Genomic DNA, 23,197 nt, shown 5'->3' on the forward strand with positions numbered 1-23,197 from the left:
CGTAGCGTCACGAAACGGAGCATGCCGATCGGCGTGATGCTTGTTGTCGTCCTGATGCACTACAGGCGAGGTCCGCGATGAAGTCGGTTGAAATGATCTTCCGCCAGTGGGTACATCGAGGAATCACCGGGGTTTTGGTGATCGCCTTGGCGCTGGTGGTCACTGCCGTGCCTCAGCCAGCCAGCGCCGACACCGGGGACATTGGCATCCAGGACCAGAGCTTCAGCGGGGTCACCAACCCGCCGACCTCCGACAAGCCGCAGAGCAAGTTGTGGTTCAACGACAGCGCGTGGTGGGCCGTCATGTTCGACACCGTGAGCTTGACGTGGCGCATCTACCGTCTGGACCGCACGAGTGAGACATGGATCGACACGGGCACTCCCGTCGATGACCGTCCGCAAACCCTCTCGGACGCTCTGTGGGACGGACAGCACCTGTACATCGCATCCCACTGGGTGACCACCAGCAGCCAGACGACCGCAAAGGCGTCGATCAGCGGCAAGCCAACGCTTCTCTACCGCTACTCCTACAACGCTGCCACGAAGGCCTACACCCTGGACTACGGATTCCCGTCACAGATCAACGGCAGCTCCAGCGAGTCCCTCACCATCGACGAGGACTCGGTTGGCCGAATCTGGGCGACCTGGACACAGGTCAGCGGCTCCGCCCTGACGGGTTACACGACCGCCGTCTACGTCAACTACTCGATGGGCGGTGCAGCCTGGGTCGCACCAACGGTCCTCCCCGTCACGGGTGCGCATCCCTCGCCAGATGACATCTCTGCCGTGGTCGCGTTCAACGGGAAGGTCGGGGTGATGTGGAGCAACCAGCTCGATGACACGATGTACTGGGCCGTTCGTCCCGACAGCTCACCAGTCACCAACTGGTCGGGTAGCATCGCGGTCCGCGGGTCACACCAGGCCGACGACCACATCAATCTGAAAACCCTCCAGGCTGACCAGTCGGGGCGGGTCTACGCTGCCGTGAAGACAAGTCTCGACGAGGCGGCCGGCGCGCCCACTTCGAGCCCTCAGCTCAACCTGCTCGTCTTCAAGCCCGGCACGGGCGCCTGGACGAGCACCACCTTCGGCACGGTGGCCGACTGCCACACCCGCCCGATCGTGATGCTCGACGGTGAGGACGACCAGGTCCGGATGTTCGCTACGGCTCCCACGGCGTCTGGGTGCCCCTACGCCGGCGCCCCGGGAACGATCTACGAGAAGGTCGCCTCCATGGACAACCCGGTGTTCTCTCCGGGCCGAGGCACGCCAGTCATCCGGGACGCGGATTCGGCGGGCATGAACAACGTGACCTCCACCAAGCAGAGCGTCAACAGCGCCACCGGGTTGGTGATCCTCGCGAGCAACACGTCAACGGACCGGTACTGGCACGCCGACCTGACGTTGCCGAGTCAGCCCGTGGCGCCCCCCGTCGCGAGCTTCACTGCGTCGCCCACGTCGGGGACCGCCCCGTTGACCGTGACGTTCACAGACACCTCGACGGGGAGTCCGACTTCGTGGGCGTGGGACTTCGGCAACGGTGAGACCTCGAACAAGCAGAACCCGTCCGTGACTTATGAGGCCGGGGGTGTCTACACCGTCCAGATGAGCGCGACCAACGCTGCGGGGACCGGTGCCACGCCGGCCAGCACCACGGTGACCGTGGACCAACCACCCGCATCGACCGGGATCATCCGCGGGAGCGACAGCACCGCTGTGGCCACGACAGCAGCCGACGGACTCACGATCGACCCACCGGCCGGGACCTCCGCCGGTGACGTGCTCGTGGCGTGCCTGGCCCTCAACGGCACCTCGGTCAGCGGCACCGGCGTGCCCGACGGGTGGACTCGCATCGCCACCACCACCGGGACCAGCCAGTCCAACCCACGCGTCTACGGCTACTACAAGATCGCCGGTGCCTCGGAACCCAGCAGCTACCACTGGGGCTACTCCAAGAGTGTCACGAGCTCGGGCGGCATCGCCCGATACACCGGAGCGTCGGCGCCGGAGACCGAGGTGTCCATCGCGTCCGGCCCATCGGCAAACACAGCCACCCTGCCCGGCATCACCACCACCGCTGCCGACGATGTCCTCCTCGGCTGCATGGGCCTGAACACCGGGGCGACATCGATCACGATCACGGCACCGCAAGAGATGACCCAGGTGTGGGACCTGGACGGGAAACGGCAGGAGTTCGACGACGCCCCACTGTCCCAAGCCGGACCAACCGGCCCCCGGACCTGGCAATTCTCACAAAGCCGTGAGTGGGCCGGTTGGCTCACCGCCATACGACCCGCCGACCAGACGTTGCCGAGTCAGCCCGTGGCGCCCCCCGTCGCGAGCTTCACTGCGTCGCCCACGTCGGGGACCGCCCCGTTGACCGTGACGTTCACAGACACCTCGACGGGGAGTCCGACTTCGTGGGCGTGGGACTTCGGCAACGGTGAGACCTCGAACAAGCAGAACCCGTCCGTGACTTATGAGGCCGGGGGTGTCTACACCGTCCAGATGAGCGCGACCAACGCTGCGGGGACCGGTGCCACGCCGGCCAGCACCACGGTGACCGTGGACCAACCACCCGCATCGACCGGGATCATCCGCGGGAGCGACAGCACCGCTGTGGCCACGACAGCAGCCGACGGACTCACGATCGACCCACCGGCCGGGACCTCCGCCGGTGACGTGCTCGTGGCGTGCCTGGCCCTCAACGGCACCTCGGTCAGCGGCACCGGCGTGCCCGACGGGTGGACTCGCATCGCCACCACCACCGGGACCAGCCAGTCCAACCCACGCGTCTACGGCTACTACAAGATCGCCGGTGCCTCGGAACCCAGCAGCTACCACTGGGGCTACTCCAAGAGTGTCACGAGCTCGGGCGGCATCGCCCGATACACCGGAGCGTCGGCGCCGGAGACCGAGGTGTCCATCGCGTCCGGCCCATCGGCAAACACAGCCACCCTGCCCGGCATCACCACCACCGCTGCCGACGATGTCCTCCTCGGCTGCATGGGCCTGAACACCGGGGCGACATCGATCACGATCACGGCACCGCAAGAGATGACCCAGGTGTGGGACCTGGACGGGAAACGGCAGGAGTTCGACGACGCCCCACTGTCCCAAGCCGGACCAACCGGCCCCCGGACCTGGCAATTCTCACAAAGCCGTGAGTGGGCCGGTTGGCTCACCGCCATACGACCGTTGTGACATCGAGGACCTCGGAGGAGCCTCCTTTGACGCAGATCAGCACCACCGAACGGCTCCGCTCTCAAGCCGTGCGACTCAGGCGAGATGGCCTGGTCCGGACCTCGCTTCCCCTCGTGGTGAACACCGGCGTGAACGGTTTCCTGGGCATCGCCTACTGGGTGGTCGCGGCCCGCGCCTACGACCAGGAAGCAGTCGGAACCAACACCGCACTGATCGCCCTGATGACGACGCTCTCAGGCTTCGCCCAGCTCAATCTGGGACCAAGCATCAGTGTGCTGGTGCCGCGCGCCGGTGAACACGGTCGCCGAGTGGTTCTGCGGATCTACGCAGTCGTGACGGTGTACTCCCTCGCCATCTTGAGTGTGTTCTTGACCTTCGTGCTTCCACACCTGAGCGGGCTGTCGGACATCCTGGGGACCACGAACCGGATGCTGCTGTTCGCCCTTGCGGTGTTGGCCTTCAACATGTTCGCCCTACAAGACGCCGTCCTGGCTTCAACCGGGTGGGGAGTCGCCGTTCCCATCGAGAACGCAGTCTTCGGCATCCTGAAGATCGGCCTGCTGGTGCTGCTTGCGGCGAGCCTGCCCGAGGTCGGGATCTTCGGGAGTTGGTTGATTCCCTTGCTCCTCATCGTGCCGGTGGTCTCCTGCTTCATCTTCCGCAACCAGGGGCGCCGGCCCCGCACACAAGCAACGGCCCCGCTCAGGGGGGAGTCATCACGCAAGCTGGCTCTGGACTACTTCGGCTATCTCTTCCAGGCGTCATCGACCCTGCTGCTGCCGGTTCTGGCGCTCGGGCTCCTGGGCCCGGTTCGTGCATCCGTCTTCGCGGTAGCGTGGCTGGTCTCCTCCACGATGGACCTGCTCGCCAACAACGTCGGCACGGCACTGACTGTGGAGACGTCATACGGTGGAGATCCCGCTGCGCTGCGACGCACGCTGTTGCGCAGCGTTGTGCCGTTTGTCGGTGTTGTGGTCCTGCTCGGACTCGTCTCGGCCCCCCTCATCCTGAAGTTGTACGGCTCGGGCTACGCCGCTCAGGGAGTGCTCACACTGCAGATCTTGCTGCTGGCCAGCGTGCCGCGAGCGGTGGTCACCTTTGCGATCGCCGAGTCGCGGGCACATCGCCGCATTGGGATCATCGTCTGGCTCCGGGCGCAGAATGCCGCCTTGACCATCGGCTTGTGCCTCTTGCTGACTCCGCGCCTTGGTGTCGAGGGTATGGCGATCGCCTGGCTGGTCGCTCAGGTCGCCGGCGCGGCCGCGGCACTGTTGTTGGTCTGGCGCAAAACCGTGACGGCGATCGGAGCCACCTCATGACTGTGACGAACCCCAACTCATCGAAGGTTGCCGAGGTCTTTGGGGCGCTCGACGAGGCAGGGATCCGGTGGGCGCTGCTCCGGGGTCTGACGGGGCTCGGCGAGGAGGGACGAGACATCGACCTCCTTGTCAGCGCAGATGACCTCGGCTCCATGGAGGAGATCATTTATAGTCTCGGCGCCGTGGCGCTGCCCGGGATGATGCACCCTTGGCACCGCTTCTACGTCCTGGGAAGCATGCGTCCCGGGCGTGGCGTGAAGCTCGACGTCGTGACCAAGCTCATCTACCGACGCAATGGACCGATCCATACTGGACTGGAAGACGCCTGCCTCGACCGACGTAGGAGCCGCGATGGCATCAACGTCCTCGATCCCACCGACATGTTCTGGACGGTGCTGCTGCATTGTGTGTTCGACAAGCAGCACGTGAACGACCGTCGACGTGCGGAATTGGTCGCGGTCGTCGATGAGGTGAGCCGCGGCCGCCTCGGTGAACTGGTCTTCGAGGGACTCTGCCCCGCAAATTGGTCCGCCGAGCGAGTCCTTGAGGCGGTAGGCCGCGAGGATTGGGACGCGCTCAACCGGCTCGGGCAGCAGCTGGCCCCATCGGCTGCACCCGCCGGAACGACCCGCCGTCGGGAGTGGCTCAGGGCGGCACCAGCTCAACCGGTACGGGCGGCAGCCAGGTCGATCTACCCCGCGCTGTGGCGCGCGCACCGACGATCGTATGAGGGCTGGCAAAGGGCGAGTACGGCGGGCGCGGCACGGATGAGAGGCGTCGGCAGGTCGGCCGCCGGATCTCCCAGGAGGCAGGTGCGGGTGTCGTTCTCGGGGCTCGACGGCGCAGGGAAGACCCGACAGATTGACTCGCTTGTCGCCACAGTCGGAGAGGACCACTCTGTCGAAGTGTTGTGGATCCCCTTCAAGATCTGGCCGGAGCCGCTGTTGAACCGCCTGCCGGCCAACTTCCGCAGCAGGCTGGGGCCCAAACGCAGGACGGCAGCATCAGGGGAAAGAGCTGAGGCGGTGGGCGCGAGCAGGCGCCACCAGGTCGTGAAGTCCGTCGTGTGGACCACCGTGGCCACCTTGTCTGCCGTCTCTGCTGGATTGAGCCTGCGCCGGCGGGCAGCGGGCAGCCAGGCGGAGTTCCTCGTGCTCGACCGGTATCGCCTCGACACGATCGTGAAACTCCAGTTCTGGTACGCGGACGTGCCTGCGGCATGGCTGTCCCGCGTGGTCGGCCTGATCGCGCCAGCACCCGACGTCGAGTTCCTCCTGCGGGTTGATCCCGAGGTCGCCTATGCGCGCAAGCCGGAACAATGGTCTGTCGCCCAATTGTCCAGGCAGGCACAGTTCTACGACCACCTCGCCGCCGGGGCCTTCCCCGTGGTGACGCTGGATGCGCACCAACCGAGCGACGAGATCGCCGGGCTGGTCCGGGCCCGGGTCCGGTCGGCCCTCGATGATCACTGACACCGTGGCCGAGGATGTCGTCCTTGGCTCCCTGCAGACGGCCTTGTCGGAGGAGGTCAAACACGGCGATCTTGAGCGCCTCGTGGTCATCCGCACCAGCTCGAGGCGACGGTCCGTGCTGTACTTTGTCGGCCTCGCCAGCGATCCGACCAGCTGTCGCTGGGTCGTCAAGCGGCCCAACGTCACCATCCGACAGGATGACCTCGCATCACCCCTGCACGCAACCGCCCAATATGAGGGCCTACGACGTCTGCACGATGGCCTCGCTCGTGCGGGTGGAGCGGTCCGGGCCCCCCGCCCGCTGGCGTATCTCGCCGAGATCGAGGCCTTCGCCATGGAGTACGTTCCGGGCCACGCGATCACCGAGCTCATGGGGCCGCGCGCACTCCTGGACGACGACACTCTGCTTCGTGCAGTCGGTGCAGCGGCAGGGGCCCTCCGGGCGGTGCATTCCATCCAGGCACCGCAGTCCAGCCACTTGGACCTGCCTGATCTGGAGCGTCGTGCGCTGGCCCGTGGCGCTCGGTTGCTGGAGTCGGCCGGACTGCCCGGACATGGGCAGTGGTTCGCCAGGACGCATGAACTCACCCCGATATCGGCGGGGTCTCGGGTTCTACTGCACGGCGACTTCGCTCCGGAGAACGTAGTTCTGTCTTCGGCCACCGTGTACTGCCTTGACCCAGACCTCACACAGGAGGACTGGGCCGAGCTTGATGTGGTGCGCTTCCTCCTGATGCTCTTTGACGCACCACTGTTCGTGGCGGGTGGGGGCCTGCGTCAGGCCCAATGGCTACGGCGCCGGGCCACTGCGACGTTCCTGGATGCCTACTACGGTGGCGCTCCATGGTCGGGCGCCCTGCGACCGCTCATGGTGCTGAGCCTGATCACCCGGTGGGCGACTCGGGACGCCGGCATCACAGAGCGGGCGCCCCGCCTTGCGGTTGGTCGCAGACTTCTGGTCAGACGTCACTTCATGAGCCTCCTCGATGAGGTGGCGTCACCGAGTTGGCCAGCCGCCCATCGCTGAAGACGTGTTCGCCGACCCGGGCGCGATGGTTTGCTCGAGTTGCTCGACGATCGCCACTGACCCGTGCCCGTCATAGGCACCCCACATCTTGGTCAGGAGCCCCTCGTCAGCCGCGGTCCAAGGCACACTGTCCGGATTGCGGACCACCGACTCGACCGCCTTGAGCAGCGACGACTGGTCGCGGGTCAAGATCCCCGGGAGGGTTTCGGGATCGATGGCGAGGCCACGATGCTTCGCGTAGTGCTCGAGGTCGGGCATGTAGTAGACGACAGGTCGGCGCATGAGCAGGAAGTCGAGCGCGATCGAGGAGTAATCGGTGATCAGCACGTCGCACAAGCCGAGATAGGCATGCAGATCGGCGTCTCCGGGTATCAGTACGCACTTCTGAGGGACGGCCGTGGGAGCGACGTTGTAGTGCGCCTTGTAGACGAGCACGGCTCCCTCGCGTTCGCAGGTGTCCACCAGACGACGCACCAAGGCCTCGTCGACGACGTCGTCGACGAGGTCGTCACGCCAGGTAAGAAAGAGGCCGACCACTCGCGTCCCCGCGGTGAGCCGCTCCCACACCTCGTCGTGCCAGACCAGGGCAGCGGGCGGCCTATCGGGAGCCGCCACCAGGTGATCGCTGCGCGGATAGCCCAGCTCCCAGCAGTGGTCGGCAGGCACGTTGAACCAGTCGGAGAAGCACTCGGTGACGAAGTCGCTGGAGGACAGCAAGAAGTCGGGCGGGGCCTCTCGCCCGATCCGAGCGACCCGCGCGGCCAGACGGCTCTGTGACTCTCCTGGGCTCCCGATACTGGACTCGACGCGCTTGATCGGGAGCCCGTGCCACAGTGACACCGTCCTCGCGCCGTGAGACAACCAGGCGTTGATGTCAGAGCGATAGCCGGCGTAGACGAAGGTTCCTGCACGCACCGTGGCCAGCACACCTCGTCTCGACCAACGTCGCTCCGCGCGGTAGCCCTGCGAACGAAGACGACCCACCACATCGGAGGACCCGCTGATCCACACCGTCTCCAGCCCGTCAGCGTGCTCCGACATGTGTAGGAAAAGGTATGCCGCGTTGTCGGCAAACCTGTCCAGTGGCGAGCCCATGACCACCAGTCGCGGGTCGCGTGGCACCGTGGCCAGGAGGCGTCGCGACGCCAGGTGGACCGGCCACTGGAGGATCGCGGCGAGCGTAACCACCCGATGCACGCCGATTCGCCGCACCAGGGACCGGATCGCGCGCAACCGCCGCAAGCGCGACAGCATCAGCCAGGACCTCCTCACCAGTGTCAGATCCACGAGCCGCTGCATGGAGGACATGCCAAGCAGACCAGAGGGAGTGTCCCATGACGCATCTGCACATTTCCGCGCTTTCGTGAATGCAGCACAAGCGAGTACTGCGGCCAAGCGCGAGCGGTCGACGTAGGATCTCGCGACGTTAGTATCGGAAGTAGTTGGAGGTCATCGGCGGCTCCGCCCTGACAGGGTGGTGACATCACCTTTACGAGGAGACGCAATGGGCGCCAGAGGTCATCACGCAGACGCGCGAGGCCCGGCTGATGGATTCGTTCCACTTGTGGTGCAGGATCTCGAGGTCGCCGACGAGACCGCACCGCTGCCTGAGGCCCGGAGCGGCCAGGCGCACCTGCTGTTGCGCCATCATGGCTGGCCTCTGGGTCAGGCGCGGGTCTCCGGCCTCTGCGCAATGGCAAGCCACGCCGACTGGATCGAAGCTGTACGGCGCGTGGCCCCTGACGTCCTCACCTCGGCTCCGCCGAGTCACGCCGCTTCGTTGTCCGAGCCGGCTGCCACCACCACGAGCGGGGGTCCCGCGGCGCGCCGGCTGTCGGTCGTCGTGGCCACGCTCGGGGTCAGCCCACAGTTGCGCCAGGCCGTGACCTCGCTGCTGAACCAGGACCAGCCGCTCGACGAGCTCATCGTCGTGGACAACGACCCGACGTCGCACGGTGTCTCACAACGGCTGGCGGGGATCGACGACACCAGACTGCGCATCCTGCCCGAGCCACGGCTGGGTGCCTCGCATGCGCGCAACACGGGGTTGGCCAACGTCCGGACGCCACTCGTCGCCTTTGTCGACGACGACGCGGTCCCGGATCTCGACTGGGCTCGGCGCATCACAGAAGTGTTCGACTGTGATGAGCGAATCCAGTGCGTCACCGGTCTCGTCGTGCCCCTGTCGCTCGAGACGGTGGAACAGGTCTGGTTCGAGGAGTTCAACGGCTTCGAAAAGGGTTACAGGCTGGCAGTGTGGTCTCCCGACAGACTCGATGTGGCGCTTCAGGATCGATTGAGCACCCTGGCACATGAGGCGGGATCCCCCAGCCCTGCCGTCACTGGTCGGCGCGGGGTGGCATTTCCTTATACCGCGGCCGAGTTCGGTTCCGGCAATTCCATGGCCTTCCGCACCTCAGCCCTTCGTGCGATCGGCGGATTCGACCCCGCTCTGGGCCCGGGCACATCAACGTGCGCCGGCGAGGACCTGGACGTGTTCCGAGCCATCTACCTCTCCGGAGGCTCGATGGTCTACCAACCAGGCGCGGTGGTGCGTCACCACCACCGGCGCGATTACGGCCACTTGCGTCAGCAGGTCTACGCCTACGGGACCGGGCTGACAGCGCACATGACCAAACTGGTCGTGACCCGGCCTGCTCGGTTGCCCCATCTCCTCACGCGGGCACCGGCATCGATACGTGTGCTCTTGTCGCCCCGCTCGGAGAAGAACGCCGGCAAGTCCCCGTTTTTTCCCGCAGACCTGACTCGCACCGAACTCAGGGGCATCATCAGGGGTCCGTGGGCTTACCTCCGTTCGCGACGAGCCATCCGACGCGCGGAACGCTCTGCCACACACACGGACCCTTCGTAGCTGCTCGACCGGCCCCGGCCCCACGCCCTACCTGGGTTGCGCTCCGGTCGTGCACGCGAAGTTGCGGCGATTTCTGCATTCACCACACCGCTCACGCAACATTTCGTTAACGTCATTGCGTGGGGCAGCACGGCGCCGACAGCCAGCTTGGACGAGCCGGGGGTGCTCTACGACGGTGGTGAGAAGGCGTGCGCCGCGTGTGACGGTGCGTAGCCTCGGTCGGGAGGCAGGGACGTGAAGTGATCGATCCAGTGATGACGGTGACGTCGTTCGGGATCGGCATCATCGTGGGCCTGACCGGCATGGGGGGTGGGGCGCTCATGACGCCGGCCCTCGTCCTGATCTTCGGTGTCCCGCCGCTCGCGGCCGTCTCGAGCGACCTCGTTGCCAGTGCGTTCATGAAGCCGGTGGGCTCGTTCGTCCACCTCCGCCACGGCACGGTGAACCTCAACCTCGTGAAGTGGCTCGTCGTGGGCTCGGTCCCCGCTGCGTTCGGCGGCGTGCTGATCGCGCGGGCCCTCGGAGACGGAAAGCATGTCCAGCACGTCATCCAGGTCGCCCTCGGTGGGGCGCTGCTCGTGGCGGCGACCGGCTTGACGATCCGCGCCTACCTCCGACTGCTGGAGCGGGCCAGACGTCGGGACGGCAAGGGCGAGGCACTCCCCGGTGGGCCGCCGGTGATCAAGGTCCGCATCCTGTCCACCGTCGCCGTCGGCATCGTGGGTGGCGTGGTCGTCGGCCTGACCTCCGTGGGAGCCGGCTCGCTGATCATCATCGCCCTCATGGCGCTCTACCCCGGCCTCAAGGCGAGCCAGCTCGTGGGCACCGACCTGGTCCAGGCGGTCCCCCTCGTGATGGCGGCGGCCCTGGGCCACATCTTCTTCGGCGACCTGCACCTGGGCGTGACCGTGTCGTTGCTCGTGGGGTCCATTCCGGGTGTGTGGGTCGGCGCACACCTCTCCTCCCGGGCCCCCGGTGGCCTGGTGCGCCGCGCACTGGCCTTCGTGCTGCTGGCCTCGTCGCTGAAGATGCTCGGGCTCCCCACCGTGACCACGGCGATGGCACTCGGGGGCGTGCTGTGCATCGCTCCTCTGCTGTGGATGCTGGTGCGCCGCCACTACGGCTTCCCAGCCCTGGCGCACCACCGGGTGAAGGCCAAGCAGGCCGTGGCGGCGCAGCGGTGAAGAGATCCTGGCGGGCAGCGCTGGCCGTGCTCGTCCTGATGGGTGCGGCGGCCTGCTCCTCCGACCAGTCGGCACCGGTCAGCAACGAGTGCACTCTTTCCAAGGATCTCGTGCCGTCGTGCGGCGCGCTGTGGGGCGTCTCCACCCAACCCAAGTCCGAGTCGGCGCTCGCGACTTTGGAGCAGCAGGTCAAACGACCCTTCGATCTCGTCTACAACTACCACGACCTCGAGCAACCGATCCCGACCGACGCCGAGCGCCAGATGGTGGCCAAGGGCATGATCCTGCACCTGAGCATCGCGGCGCGCGTGTATGGCGACAGCCAGCAGATCTCGTATGTGTCGATCGCCCGGGGCGACTACGACGACTCGCTGCGACGCCAGGCCGAGGGGATCGCAAGCCTGAAGACTCCCGTCTTCCTGACCTTCGAGCAGGAGGGGAACCAACAGCGCAAGCTCGGCACCCGTGGCAGCGCAGCTGACTACAAGGCGGCCTGGCGACACGTGCACCAGGTCTACGAGAGCGCGGGGGCAACGAACGCCGTCTGGGTCTGGGTCATGACCGGCCGTGAGCAGAACCTCTCCCGCGCCGGATCGATCTGGCCGGGCAACCGCTACGTCGACTGGATCAGCTGGAACGTCTACAACCAGTCCGGCTGCAAGTCGGGTCGTATCAAGGACGACGCCTACCGCTCCTTCGAAGAGCGGCTCAAGCCCTTCTATGACTGGGTCCACGAGCATGGCCCCGCGCTGGGCATCGATCCGGACAAGCCGGCGATGATCAGCGAGTCCGGCTCGGTGCTCTATCCGGACGATGCTCAGCGCACCGCGAACTGGTATCGCTCCATCCCTTCCGTCCTCCGCAAGTACCCGCAGGTCAAAGCCATCACGCTCTGGGACAGCAAGACAAGCGACACCTGCGACTACCGCTTCGGCCGAAACCGTGCGGTCCTCCAAGGCGTCATCGACGCCGGGGCCAGTCCGTGGCTCAACGTCAACACCTCGACCCTCCAGGATGGCGAAACACGATGAGTTCTGACACCGCTTCCCAGAGGCTCGACCTGAGCATCGATCCGCGCCGACTCGTCTTCGTCGGTGGTCTGCACCGCAGCGGCACGACGCCGCTGACGAGGATGCTGGCCGAACACCCTCAGGTGGCTGGTCTGACGGCGACCGGGGTGGAGGAGGACGAGGGACAGCACCTGCAGTCCGTTTACCCGATCGCCCGGTCCTACGGCGGTGCCGGTGTGTTCGCCTTCGACCCCCGAGCCCACGTGACCGAGGAGTCTCCCCTTCGCGTCGCATCGACGAGCGCGGACCTGCTCCGCTCGTGGACGCCCTTCTGGGACGTCGAGCGCGACCTGCTGGTCGAGAAGTCGCCGCCCAACCTGGTCATGGGCCGCTTCCTCCAGAGCGTCTTCCCGGGCAGTTGCCTCGTCGTGGTGATCCGCAACCCCGTCGTCGTCGCGCTCTCGACCAAGAAGTGGGCTCGCTGGACGAGCCTGCCCAAGCTCGTGCGGCACTGGGTCGTGGCCCACGAGGTCCTGCGGGCGGACGCACGGCACCTCGACCGCCTGTTGGTCCTTCGCTACGAGGACCTGGTGCACGAGCCGCACGAGACCTTGGAACGACTACGGCTGTTCCTGGGGTTGACTGGTGACATCCCGCACCATCGCCTCGACCCGGCACGCTCGTTGCCCTACCTGCGGCGATGGGACAGCATGGCCACCGGTAACCCGCTGCAGCGCCGCTCCCGCCGCATCATCGAGGACAAGTTCGGGGACGCCATGGCCGACTACGGCTACGACGTGCACGACCTCACCGCCCGCGCCAGATGGACGTGGGACTGATGTGCCCGCGCCCGGCTCCCTTGCTGGTCACGGGTATGCCGCGCTCGGGCACCACGTGGTTGGCGCGCCTGCTCTCCTGCGCGGCGGGGACCGCACTGGCGGGACGGGAGCCGATGAACCCCCGCGGCTCCCAGTACGCACTCGGTGGCACCCTCGACGGCTGGACCCGGCTCCGCGAGCCGTCGAGGCAGCAACGTCGCCGGCTGAACACGGCATACCGGGGGTTGAACCCCCTAGTCTACAGCCGCTACGGCAACCGGCAGTGGGCAGCCCCCCTGCCCTCGACGCGCATGATCGTCAAGGATCCCTTCGCGCTGTTGTCCCTGCCCATGCTGACCTCCGTGACGGGTGCCCTGCCGGTGATCGTCTATCGCCACCCGGGGGCCATGTTGGCGAGCTTCCGCCGCGTCGGTTGGGCGGCGAACCCCGTTGAGCTCCAACAGCTCGAACGGATTCCGTCCACGCACGGGGGCGGCGCCACGCGCTGGCCGGCCGACGAGGTGGGCAATCTGGGGGCCACGTGGGCCGCGCTCTACCGGATGGCACTCGAGGACCTGTCCAGCCTGCCGGCGGCGATGGTCGTGTCGCACGAGGAGTTGGCCACCGGGGGCGAATCGGCCGCCAAGGCACTCTTCGCAGCAGTCTCACTGACCTGGAGCGACAGTGCCGCACGGTTCTTCGGCGGTGGGGCCGCCTCGGCCGAGAACTCCTCTGCCCTGCACAATCTCGACCGCTCGCCCGCCGTGGTCGCGAACGCCTGGCGCGCCAAGGTGGACGCCGGCGACGTCGCGGTGCTGGAAGCGGGCGCCGGGGACGTGCTCGAGGAGCTCAACCGGCGGCGGTTCCGGCTCCTCACTTGAGCGAGCTGGTTGTCGGCTACCGCCCGAATCTGGTTGTCGGCTACCGCTTGAAAGTGACGCGGAAGCAGCCGGTGTCCTGACCGGACGTCGCCTTGATCTGCCAGGTCCCAGGTCCCGCGATCGGGACCTGGCTGTCGTAGAAGCTGACCCCGGCAGCGTCCGACACGACCCCGTCCCGCACGGTGTTGGTCTTGGCTCCGGCGGCCACCTTGGTGACCTTCAGCACCAGTCCGCCCGAGACCGCCTTGCCCGACTTCGGGATCCAGTAGAGACGGACCTTGGTCGGCTCCGGCGAGGTCGAACGGCTCGTCGCGAACTGCTTCTTGGCCGTGTCGAAGGGCCCCGCCGCCATGCTGCCGGAGCGCACGTCTCGCCCGCCGCCCACAGCCGGGCAGGATCCGGCCGGGTTGGGCAGGCGGTTGAGCACCGAGGCGGCGGTGAGCGAGGGCTCCCCACCGGGCTTGGTCGACCCCACCGCGCTATCGTCCTTGGCCGCGTGGGTCTCGCCCTGGTCCTGCGGCGTGCCGTGCGTGGCGCTGCCGGAGGTCTTGGCCTTGGCGGACCCCTTCGACGACACGGTGGGCTTGGTGCTGTTGCCGGCGCTCGGGGAGCTCACGGCCGCCGGCGCAGTCGAGTGCGCACTCGCGCCAGCGCCGGCGGACTGACCAGGGCTCGCCGAGTCCGAAGCAGTGCTGCTGCAGCCCGCGACGGCCGTCAGCACCACGCATCCGAGAATGACTGCAGAAGATCGCCTGGTCATGACACTTCCTTTACTGGGAGACGCGGAGGGGGATGGTCCACATGATGGCCTGGGAGCCGCGCGAGTTGGCAGTGGCGGTCACGGCACCTGCCGTGGTGCCCGCCTCCGGGCCGCCGTCCGCCGCCAGCACGCTCATCGAGCCACTGCCATCGTCATACGCCTCGCCCCGGACCGACTGACCGGCCGGCACCGACCACGAGGTCGTGTTGGTCGACTTGTCGCTCCACAAGCGCAGCGCCACGTCACCCGGCGACAACGACACCGCCGGCGCCGTGTGGCTGTTGGTCCGAGTGGTGTCCGACGCGCTGGCAAACGCACCCACCGGGTTGGACGCGTCCACACCCGAGTACGCCATCACCTGCAGACCCGACTTCGACCACTTGCTCAGCGACACCTGCACCGGAGAACCGGCATCACCGGCGTCGGCGACCTTCCACCACACCTTCGAGGACATCCCGTCGATCGACACCGTGTCCACCGCGGTCCACCCCGCCGGAGCGTCCATGTCCACCGCCGTGTTGTTCGCGTCAACCGCCAACACCAACACGTCACCAGCCGACACCCCGTCCGGCACCGGCACCGACGGCGTTCGCGAGCTGACCGTGACACTCTGGCCAGCCACGAACGCGATCCCGGCACCCACCGGAGCCGACGACACCGACACCGACTTGGACACCACACCCGTGGCACCACCGTTGTCGGTCACCGTCAGTTTCACCGTGAACTGACCATCCCCGGCATACACATGGCTCGGCTTGACCTCCGTCGACGTCCCACCATCACCGAACGACCACGCATACGACGCGATGCTGCCATCCGGATCCGACGACCCCGACCCATCGAACGAACACGACAGACCCTGACAATCCACCGAGAACGACGCCAGGGGTGTGGCGTTGCCGCCACCAGCTGAAGCCTCCCGCAGGGGGACGGTCCACATGATGGCCTGGGAGCCGCGCGAGTTGGCAGTGGCGGTCACGGCACCTGCCGTGGTGCCCGCCTCCGGGCCGCCGTCCGCCGCCAGCACGCTCATCGAGCCACTGCCATCGTCATACGCCTCGCCCCGGACCGACTGACCGGCCGGCACCGACCACGAGGTCGTGTTGGTCGACTTGTCGCTCCACAAGCGCAGCGCCACGTCACCCGGCGACAACGACACCGCCGGCGCCGTGTGGCTGTTGGTCCGAGTGGTGTCCGACGCGCTGGCAAACGCACCCACCGGGTTGGACGCGTCCACACCCGAGTACGCCATCACCTGCAGACCCGACTTCGACCACTTGCTCAGCGACACCTGCACCGGAGAACCGGCATCACCGGCGTCGGCGACCTTCCACCACACCTTCGAGGACATCCCGTCGATCGACACCGTGTCCACCGCGGTCCACCCCGCCGGAGCGTCCATGTCCACCGCCGTGTTGTTCGCGTCAACCGCCAACACCAACACGTCACCAGCCGACACCCCGTCCGGCACCGGCACCGACGGCGTTCGCGAGCTGACCGTGACACTCTGGCCAGCCACGAACGCGATCCCGGCACCCACCGGAGCCGACGACACCGACACCGACTTGGACACCACACCCGTGGCACCACCGTTGTCGGTCACCGTCAGTTTCACCGTGAACTGACCATCCCCGGCATACACATGGCTCGGCTTGACCTCCGTCGACGTCCCACCATCACCGAACGACCACGCATACGACGCGATGCTGCCATCCGGATCCGACGACCCCGACCCATCGAACGAACACGACAGACCCTGACAATCCACCGAGAACGACGCCAGCGGAGCCTGGTTCGGCGGCGCGGACACCTGCACGGTCTTCTGCACCCGGCCCGTCGCGCCGTTGTTGTCGGTCACGGTGAGCGTGACCGGGTAGCTGCCGGGGCTGGTGTAGCTGTGGGAGGGCCTCGACCCGGTGGCGGTCGTGCCGTCACCGAAGTTCCACGACCACGAGGCCACGCTGCCGTCCGGGTCAGAGGACCCGGTGCCGTCGAACGTGCAGTCCAACGCTGTGCAACCAGACGTGAATGCCGCCACCGGAGGCTTGTTCACCGGCGCCTGCGGCCCGATGAAGACGGACCTGCCGCGCCAGTCGATCCCGCCGGACGCAGGGTCGTTGACCTTGGTCGCCGAGCCCGTGACGGTACCGTTCGCCAGGGAGATCTTCCAGAGAGCTCCCGTCGACTGCTTGACGAAGTAGAGCGTGTTGCCGTCGCGGAAGGCCCCGCCGACGTCCGACCACATCGGGTCGGTCGACGCCGTGAACTCGTCCGGGCCGACGATGCCCGCGTCAGGCGTGAAGTAGCGGTAGCGCAAGGTGCTCTGGCCGAACAGCGTGTAGTAGATGCGCCCGTTCCAGTAGAACATGCTGGTCAGGTTGCTCAACTGCCCGTAGAAGGCGACCGTCACGCCGTCGTAGACGCTGTCACCGCTCCCGGTGCGCACCCCGTCCCACTTGGGGTCGTGATAGGGGTCGAGCTTGGTCGCCGCCCCGAAGGAACCGTTCGACCACACCCGCTGGTAGAGGGCGCCGCTGACGTCTGCGTAGTAGAGCGTGGAGCCGAGCATGAAGGCGCCGCGCGTCTTGCTCCAGTCGAGGTCGCCCGCGTTCACTGGCTGCAGGGTCCCGGCCGTCTGGCCGTCGAAGGTGACCTGGCTGAGGGTACCCGGCGGAGGCGGCGTCGCGCCGCCACCGCCGGCCTTGACGATCTCGATGCCGTTGATCAGCGGGTTCTCGGTGACGTGTCCGAACTGGATGTCGACCGAACCGTCACTGGTGACGTTGAACTGTCGCATGGTGCCGGTCTGGTCACCAGCGGAGGCAACGATGTCGAAGTTCGACAGAACGCGCTGGCCGTCGATGTCGACGTTGAACACACGCTGGCCGGCGGTGCCGGTGCAGCTGCACCGATTGGCGAAGTAGAGCCGCACCGAGACCTGTTGTCCAGCTGGCACGGGGAAGTTCCAGGCCATCTCCGGGTCGCCGCCGCCGTCCCACCGCTCGGAGTCGAAGACCGAGCGCGGTGTCGACGCCGGCACCGTGCCGTCCACCGAAGGCACCGGGTCATAGGTGGCAGCGTTGTTTCCGCTGTTGTGGTAGGGGCTCTGCGGGTTGTCGTCCACTGCCCAGTTGGGACCGGAGTCCACCGCTTGCAGTGCCGGACCCGCGGCGTTGACGCGGTAGAGCACGTTGCTGTTCGCCGTGCTGCCCTGGGAACCACCGATCATCACGTTGCCGGGCAGCGCGGGGGACGTCGTCGATGCCAGCTGCTTGCCCTCGTCGAACTTGAAATAGGCGATCCGGTTGCGCCGGTAATCCCGGTTTCCGATCCACTCGGTGTCACTGCCGACGTAGATCCCGTCGGGACCGGCGTAGAGGGCGAAGGCGCCTGCGCCACGTGGGTTGCGGCCGGGGTTCCAGGCCACCGGGACACCGTTCTGTGCATCCACCGCCGCCAGTCCAGGCCGCGGGACGGCACCCTGCGCCGCGTAGTCACTGCCGAAGGTGTTGTTCATCCAGCGCATGTGCCCGCCGACGAAGACGACCTTGTCGGTGACTGCGATGCCACGAAGGGTGTCACCACCGGTGGCCGAGAACCAGGTCGGCTGGATGTCGGTGCCCGTGGCCGCGGTCTCGAACCGTGCGACACCGTCGCAGAGGGTTCCCGTGTTGTGACCGCCGGTTGCGGTGATCGCGAACCAGTTGCCGCTGGGCGCGAAGCGGACGCCACGGACCGTGGCGTCGAACGCCCACGAGAAGCACAGTGGCTGGTAGCGGTTGGTGTTCCAGTCCGGCTGAACGGTTGCCTGCGTGCCGGCGGTGTTGATCAGGACCACCTGGTCGCGGTCGAGGCCGTCCGCCTTGCGGAAGTTCCCGACGACGACGAGGCGGGAACCGTCCGAGCTGAGGTCCATGTCCCGCACCCCGATCGGCTCCTGCTTCCCGCCGGGCGAGGTGTTGTGGTGCTCGGTGAGCTGCACGTTCAGGAAGCCATCCACGCCGCCGGTGGTGGCGTTGACCGAGGTGAGGCCACCCGCCGGGTCGCCGCCGACCTGGTCGAAGTAGCCCCCGACGTAGAGACGGTCACCGCGCCGACCCAGCGCCTGCACACCCGCGTTCATGTTTGGTCCGTTGAACGAGGTGATCGGCTCACCGGTGTTCACGTCGAGCAGGGCCAGACGAGACTCTGATCGGCCGTTCACCTGGGTGAAGGCGCCGCCGACGTAGACGGTGTCCGCGGTCGGACCCGGCAGTAGTGCCTGCACCAGACCATTGAGTTGTGGGCGGAAGGTCGTCCGGAGGGCTCCGGTGTTGGCATCGAACGCCATGATGTACGGCTGGTTGATGGTGGTACTGCTGGGCGTTTGGCTGATCGTCGTGAAGTTGCCCCCTACGAAGGCCGTGTCACCCACCTGCGTGATGGCCAGCACCTGGCCGTCGTCGATCGCCGGAGTGCCGGACACGGGAACCGCTCCGGGGACGTCGTTCACTGTGGCCGCGCTTGCAGCGGGGACGGCCACTGGAGCCACCACCCCCAACAGCGCGGCGACAAGGGCGAGGACCGAAAGGAAAGCCAGCCGTGTCTTGCGCAAGGCAGTCACCTCATCACCATGAGCGGCTCATCGACATGAGCCCCTGATTTGTCCGCTCTTCCCCTTCGGGCCACAACGGCCACCGCCTATGGCGGTACGGGTGCCAGAGAACCTCCTCGGAGGGCCCCGCGTCAGGAAAACGAGGAAGTCAGACGACCATCAGCCCAAAATGGCCCGAATTGACTAGTCACCCGAGGGCCCCTTCCAGGGGGTCCGTGCCACTTTGCCGAATCGCCCTTCGAATTCCCCCGGACCGACCTACGCTGGGCGGGTCATTGAGGGGAAGGATCGGCATGAGCGTGGAGGGCGTCGGGGCAACCGCCCCGCCGAGTGTCGTTTACCTTGCTGGGGCCAGCCGGTCCGGCAGCACCCTGCTCGAGCGGGTGCTGGGCAGCGTGCCCGGGTTCGTCAACGTCGGCGAGCTGATCGACATACCCCGCCGGGTGGCGCGTGGCGACGAGCGGTGCGGCTGCGGCGAGCACTTCTCGGAGTGTCCGTTCTGGGTCTCCGTCGGCGAGCGTGCCTTCGGCGGCTGGAGCACCGACGTCCTCGACCACATGGGGGCGCTGCAGGCAGGGGTGGCGCGGCAGCGGCACATCGCCCAGCTGCTGAGCCCGATCCGGGCCGCGGGCTTCCGCGCGCGCGCTGCGGAGTACCGCGGTCTGTACGCCACGCTGTACTCCGCCGTCCTGGCGACGGCAGGGGCAAGCCATGTGGTGGACGCCAGCAAGTGGCCGGCCCAGGCGCTCGCACTCTGCGGATCCGAGATCAACCTTCGGGTGGTCCACGTCGTGCGTGACGTCCGCGGTGTGGCCTATTCCATGCAGAAGGATGTCGAGCGGCCCCAGGCCACACACGAGGTCGAGAAGATGGAACGCCGGAGCATCGCCATCACGGCTGCTCGCTGGTCGGTCAACCACGCCGAGACCGGCCTGCTCCGGACCAGGCGGATCCCGACGGCTCTGGTCCACTACGAGGACCTCGTGCGGGACGCGCCGGGTCACGTCAGCCGTGTGCTGGCCGAGGTCGGCCTCCCACCTCAGCCCGGTTGGCTCGACCACGTCCGGGACGGTGAGGTCAGTCTCGGGTCCAGCCACGGACTGTCCGGCAATCCTTCGAGATTCGTCGAGGGCACGGTGCAGCTTCGCCTCGACGAGGCCTGGCGCAACCACCTCTCCCGCCGCGACCGGCTCATCGCCTCGACGATCGGCCTGCCTTTCGGCAGTCGCCGTGACCCGTCGCCGTCCACGCCGAGCGCTACGCCGAATTCTGCCCAGAGAACGGAACCCTTGATCACTGTGAACAGTCGTCTCGAACCGGCCGCAGGTGCCGAATCGCCAACAGCTGACTCCGGCGGTATCACCGGCATGGTCTCCGTGGTGGTCTCCACCCGCGGTCGGCCGGAGCTCGTCCGCGAGACCTTGGACACGATCGTCGCGCAGGACTATGCCGGTCCCATCGAGATCCTTGTCATCCACGACCAGGAGCCGGAGGACCAGTCGCTGACGGCGCGGGGAACGGTCGACCGTGAGATCAAGGTCCTGAGCAACAGGCACCTGCCCGGCCTTGCCGGCTCGCGCAACAGCGGACTCGAGGTGGCCAAGGGGGAGTTCATCGCCACCTGCGACGACGACGACCTCTGGCACACCGACAAGGTGACCAGGCAGGTGCAGCTGCTGCGCGAGCAGCCCGACCTGCTGGTGGTGGGCTCCGGCATCCGACTGCTCTTCCCCGACCGGGTCAGGGACTGGCCGGCGCGTGCCGCCCGGATCCCCTTGTCCACTCTCGTCCACAACCGCGTGAAGGAGCTGCACTCCTCCACGTTGATGATGCGGCGGGACACTTTCGCCAAGGCCGGACGTTACGACGAGACGCTGCCGCACGCGTACGGGGAGGACTACGAATTCGTGCTTCGCGTCGCCAGAGTTGGCCAGATCGGGGTGGTCAAGGAGCCGCTGGCCGACATTCGCAAGAACGTCCAGTCGTGGTTCCTGGCGCGTCAGGACAACAACATCCAGGCCCTCGAGTACCTCCTGACGATCCACCCGGAACTGCGCGCGAGCCGCCGAGGTCACGCCCGCATCCTCGGGCAGATAGCGTTCGCCCAGTCCTCGCTGGGGCGGCGCCGGGCAGCGCTGCGGACGGCATCGAAGGCCCTGGTTCGCTATCCGCTCGCTCCCCACGCCTACCTCGCCGTGGCGCAGGCGGCGACCGGCCTGGAGCCGGTCATCGCTCTCAAGGCTGCGCGCTTCACGGGAAGGGGCCTGTCCTGATGGCACATTCGGCCACCTTGCCCAACTTCCTCTACGTGGGTCCCGACAAGGCGGGCTCCTCGTGGCTGCACATGGCGCTCGCACAACACCCCCAGATCTTCCTCTCCCCCGCGAAGGACCTCTACTACTTCGACCGCTACTACGACCGCGGGGTGAGCTGGTACGCGTCCCAGTTCCGCGGCGCCACCCCGCAGCATCGGGTCGTCGGCGAGGTGTGCCCCGATTACCTGGCCTGCCCGGACGCTCCGAAACGCATCACCGCGGACCTTGGTCGGCCTCGTGTGATGGTGACCCTGCGGGAGCCGGCCGAACGGGCCTTTTCGTCCTACCTCTACATGCTCAAGCACGGCGAGGGTGAGACGACGTTCCGGGCCACCCTGCAGACCCGTCCCGAGCTGCTCGAACACGGTCGCTACGCAACCCAGCTGTCTCGCTTCCTGGAACACCTGGACCGCGACCAACTGCTCATCGCCCTGTTCGATGACCTCAAGGCTGACCCACAGGCCTTCACGAACCAGGTCGTCCGCTGGCTCGGCCTGACCCCCATGACGCTGGACGAGTCGGCGCTCGAGAGCAGACTGCCCGCCAGCGGCGCACGTTTCGTGCCTCTTGCCCGAGCGATCCGCACTGCCGCAAGAGTGGTGCGCGACCACGACGGCGCCAAGCTGGTCGGCAAGGTCAAGGGGTCACCGCTGACCCATCGGCTGCTCTACAAACAACTGGGTGACCGGGCCCCGCGGCTGTCGGCCGAGGACGCGATGTACGTGCGCGAGCAGCTCGACTCCGAGGTCCGCAGACTCGAGACCGACTTCGGCATCCCGGTGATGGAACGATGGGGGTGGAGCGGATCATGAGCGTGCGCAAGGCGGTCCCCGAACCGCTGCAACGACTCGGCCGCCGGGGATACGTCGCTCTCGGGGGCGCCACGGCCGGCGCGCGGGTGCTGCCCGACTTCATCATGATCGGTGGCCAGCGGTGCGGCACCACCTCCCTGTTCCGGGCGCTGATGGAGCACCCGCAGGTGGTGCGGCCGACCTTCCACAAGGGCATCAACTACTTCGACGTCAACTACGACCGCGGGTTCGACTGGTACCGCGGACATTTCCCCTTGCGGGCCTCGGCCCGGCTGCGGACCCGGCAACACGGTCACCCCGTCGTCTTCGAGGCGAGCGGCTATTACATGTTCCATCCCTTTGCGATGGAGAGGCTGGCGCGCGAGATGCCGGACGTCAAGCTGGTCGCCATGCTCAGGGACCCCGTGGAGCGGGCCTACTCCGCGTGGAAGCACGAGAGCGCCCGGGGGTTCGAGCGCGAGGACTTCGACACCGCGCTGGCCCTCGAGGACGAGCGGCTCCTGGGTGAGTACGACCGGATGCGGCGCGACCCGACATACGAGAGCTTCACCCATCGGCACCATGCCTACCGCCGCCGCGGTGACTACGCGGACCAGCTCGAGCGGATTCTGCAGCTCTTCCCGCGCGAGCAACTGCACATCATGTACAGCGAGCGGTTCTTCGAGCAACCGGGGCAGGAGTTCGCCGCGCTTGGCGCGTTCCTTGGCCTGGGCAGCGTGTCCCCGCAGCGGTTCGACCGCTACAACGCGCGGCCGGCGGTGCAGGACATGAGCGCAAGCGCACGCGCGAGGCTCGCGGACCACTTTCGGCAAGCCAACGAGCGCCTCGCGGAGCTGCTGCACGAGACGCCGCCCTGGAGCCTCACGCGCGAGCCGGCGGCCTGATGACTGCGTCCGAGCTGGCCACGGCGCCGCCACGCCCGCGCCTGGT

Annotated in this window: 16 protein-coding genes; 12 read left to right on the top strand and 4 right to left on the bottom strand. The window is 67.2% G+C overall.

Annotated elements, in window-relative coordinates; all coding sequences use genetic code 11:
- Positions 1-77: 77 nt before the first annotated feature.
- From FCN22_RS21780 to FCN22_RS02305, 4 genes are all read left to right on the top strand, one after another.
- The gene (locus tag FCN22_RS21780) at positions 78-3,203 is read left to right on the top strand and encodes a PKD domain-containing protein (protein WP_202911352.1); all 3,126 of its coding nucleotides are present in this window, start codon (positions 78-80) and stop codon (positions 3,201-3,203) included.
- A 158-nt stretch (positions 3,204-3,361) separates the two neighbouring features.
- A complete protein-coding gene (locus tag FCN22_RS02295; RefSeq protein WP_238384458.1) occupies positions 3,362-4,522 on the top strand; it encodes a lipopolysaccharide biosynthesis protein in 1,161 nt (386 codons plus the stop codon).
- A complete protein-coding gene (locus tag FCN22_RS02300; protein ID WP_137119910.1) occupies positions 4,519-5,994 on the top strand; it encodes a nucleotidyltransferase family protein in 1,476 nt (491 codons plus the stop codon). Before FCN22_RS02295 ends, FCN22_RS02300 begins: the two co-directional genes overlap by 4 nt.
- Entirely contained in the window at positions 5,984-7,021 is a 1,038-nt protein-coding gene (locus FCN22_RS02305) for an aminoglycoside phosphotransferase family protein (protein WP_162308107.1), read from the top strand. The genes FCN22_RS02300 and FCN22_RS02305 overlap by 11 nt, the downstream gene beginning before the upstream one ends.
- Here FCN22_RS02305 and FCN22_RS02310 read toward each other — a convergent pair.
- The gene (locus FCN22_RS02310) at positions 6,992-8,329 is read right to left on the bottom strand and encodes a CDP-glycerol glycerophosphotransferase family protein (protein ID WP_137119912.1); all 1,338 of its coding nucleotides are present in this window, start codon (positions 8,327-8,329) and stop codon (positions 6,992-6,994) included. The two genes, FCN22_RS02305 and FCN22_RS02310, sit on opposite strands and share 30 nt — an antisense overlap.
- Positions 8,330-8,788: 459 nt before the next feature.
- A complete protein-coding gene (locus FCN22_RS22040) occupies positions 8,789-8,947 on the bottom strand; it encodes a hypothetical protein (protein WP_238384477.1) in 159 nt (52 codons plus the stop codon).
- On the opposite strand from FCN22_RS22040, the gene FCN22_RS02315 reads away from it, so the two are divergent.
- The 5 genes from FCN22_RS02315 (at position 8,904) to FCN22_RS02335 (ending at position 13,786) form a co-directional block, all read left to right on the top strand.
- Positions 8,904-9,893, top strand: a complete 990-nt coding sequence (locus FCN22_RS02315; RefSeq protein ID WP_238384474.1) for a glycosyltransferase family 2 protein — start codon at positions 8,904-8,906, stop codon at positions 9,891-9,893. The two genes, FCN22_RS22040 and FCN22_RS02315, sit on opposite strands and share 44 nt — an antisense overlap.
- Before the next feature lie 239 nt (positions 9,894-10,132).
- Entirely contained in the window at positions 10,133-11,077 is a 945-nt protein-coding gene (locus tag FCN22_RS02320; RefSeq protein ID WP_238384459.1) for a sulfite exporter TauE/SafE family protein, read from the top strand.
- Complete coding sequence (locus FCN22_RS02325; RefSeq protein WP_137119914.1) at positions 11,074-12,108, top strand: glycoside hydrolase family 26 protein; 1,035 nt, start codon at positions 11,074-11,076, stop codon at positions 12,106-12,108. Before FCN22_RS02320 ends, FCN22_RS02325 begins: the two co-directional genes overlap by 4 nt.
- On the top strand, positions 12,105-12,926 hold the full coding sequence (locus FCN22_RS02330; RefSeq protein WP_137119915.1) for a sulfotransferase family protein: 822 nt from the start codon (positions 12,105-12,107) through the stop codon (positions 12,924-12,926). Before FCN22_RS02325 ends, FCN22_RS02330 begins: the two co-directional genes overlap by 4 nt.
- Complete coding sequence (locus FCN22_RS02335) at positions 12,926-13,786, top strand: sulfotransferase (protein WP_162308109.1); 861 nt, start codon at positions 12,926-12,928, stop codon at positions 13,784-13,786. The genes FCN22_RS02330 and FCN22_RS02335 overlap by 1 nt, the downstream gene beginning before the upstream one ends.
- A 40-nt stretch (positions 13,787-13,826) precedes the next feature.
- Here the strand turns inward: FCN22_RS02335 and FCN22_RS02340 are convergent, their stop codons facing one another.
- A complete protein-coding gene (locus tag FCN22_RS02340; RefSeq protein ID WP_137119917.1) occupies positions 13,827-14,402 on the bottom strand; it encodes a hypothetical protein in 576 nt (191 codons plus the stop codon).
- A gap of 154 nt (positions 14,403-14,556) precedes the next feature.
- Complete coding sequence (locus FCN22_RS02345; RefSeq protein WP_137119918.1) at positions 14,557-19,149, bottom strand: PKD domain-containing protein; 4,593 nt, start codon at positions 19,147-19,149, stop codon at positions 14,557-14,559.
- Positions 19,150-19,433: 284 nt separating this feature from the next.
- Here FCN22_RS02345 and FCN22_RS02350 point away from each other — a divergent pair, with 284 nt between their 5' ends.
- The 3 genes from FCN22_RS02350 to FCN22_RS02360 are packed head-to-tail and all read left to right on the top strand — an operon-like array spanning position 19,434 to position 23,151.
- Positions 19,434-21,413: a glycosyltransferase family 2 protein gene (locus tag FCN22_RS02350; RefSeq protein ID WP_137119919.1), complete on the top strand. Its 1,980-nt coding sequence runs from the start codon at positions 19,434-19,436 to the stop codon at positions 21,411-21,413.
- Positions 21,413-22,267, top strand: coding sequence for a sulfotransferase family protein (locus FCN22_RS02355; protein ID WP_137119920.1), 855 nt, complete (start codon positions 21,413-21,415; stop codon positions 22,265-22,267). The genes FCN22_RS02350 and FCN22_RS02355 overlap by 1 nt, the downstream gene beginning before the upstream one ends.
- Positions 22,264-23,151: a sulfotransferase domain-containing protein gene (locus FCN22_RS02360; RefSeq protein ID WP_137119921.1), complete on the top strand. Its 888-nt coding sequence runs from the start codon at positions 22,264-22,266 to the stop codon at positions 23,149-23,151. The genes FCN22_RS02355 and FCN22_RS02360 overlap by 4 nt, the downstream gene beginning before the upstream one ends.
- Positions 23,152-23,197: the final 46 nt, after the last annotated feature.

This window comes from Segeticoccus rhizosphaerae (assembly GCF_005222685.1).
GTDB lineage: Bacteria > Actinomycetota > Actinomycetes > Actinomycetales > Dermatophilaceae > Segeticoccus > Segeticoccus rhizosphaerae.

What these genes read in the sequence shown, in the direction of transcription:
- FCN22_RS21780 (WP_202911352.1), top strand. Translation starts at nt 78, where the DNA reads ATGAAGTCGGTTGAAATGATCTTCCGCCAGTGGGTACATCGAGGAATC.
- FCN22_RS02300 (WP_137119910.1), top strand. Translation starts at nt 4,519, where the DNA reads ATGACTGTGACGAACCCCAACTCATCGAAGGTTGCCGAGGTCTTTGGG.
- FCN22_RS02305 (WP_162308107.1), top strand. Translation starts at nt 5,984, where the DNA reads ATGATCACTGACACCGTGGCCGAGGATGTCGTCCTTGGCTCCCTGCAG.
- FCN22_RS02310 (WP_137119912.1), bottom strand. Translation starts at nt 8,329, where the DNA reads ATGTCCTCCATGCAGCGGCTCGTGGATCTGACACTGGTGAGGAGGTCC.
- FCN22_RS22040 (WP_238384477.1), bottom strand. Translation starts at nt 8,947, where the DNA reads ATGAGCTCGTCGAGCGGCTGGTCCTGGTTCAGCAGCGAGGTCACGGCC.
- FCN22_RS02330 (WP_137119915.1), top strand. Translation starts at nt 12,105, where the DNA reads ATGAGTTCTGACACCGCTTCCCAGAGGCTCGACCTGAGCATCGATCCG.
- FCN22_RS02335 (WP_162308109.1), top strand. Translation starts at nt 12,926, where the DNA reads ATGTGCCCGCGCCCGGCTCCCTTGCTGGTCACGGGTATGCCGCGCTCG.
- FCN22_RS02350 (WP_137119919.1), top strand. Translation starts at nt 19,434, where the DNA reads ATGAGCGTGGAGGGCGTCGGGGCAACCGCCCCGCCGAGTGTCGTTTAC.
- FCN22_RS02355 (WP_137119920.1), top strand. Translation starts at nt 21,413, where the DNA reads ATGGCACATTCGGCCACCTTGCCCAACTTCCTCTACGTGGGTCCCGAC.
- FCN22_RS02360 (WP_137119921.1), top strand. Translation starts at nt 22,264, where the DNA reads ATGAGCGTGCGCAAGGCGGTCCCCGAACCGCTGCAACGACTCGGCCGC.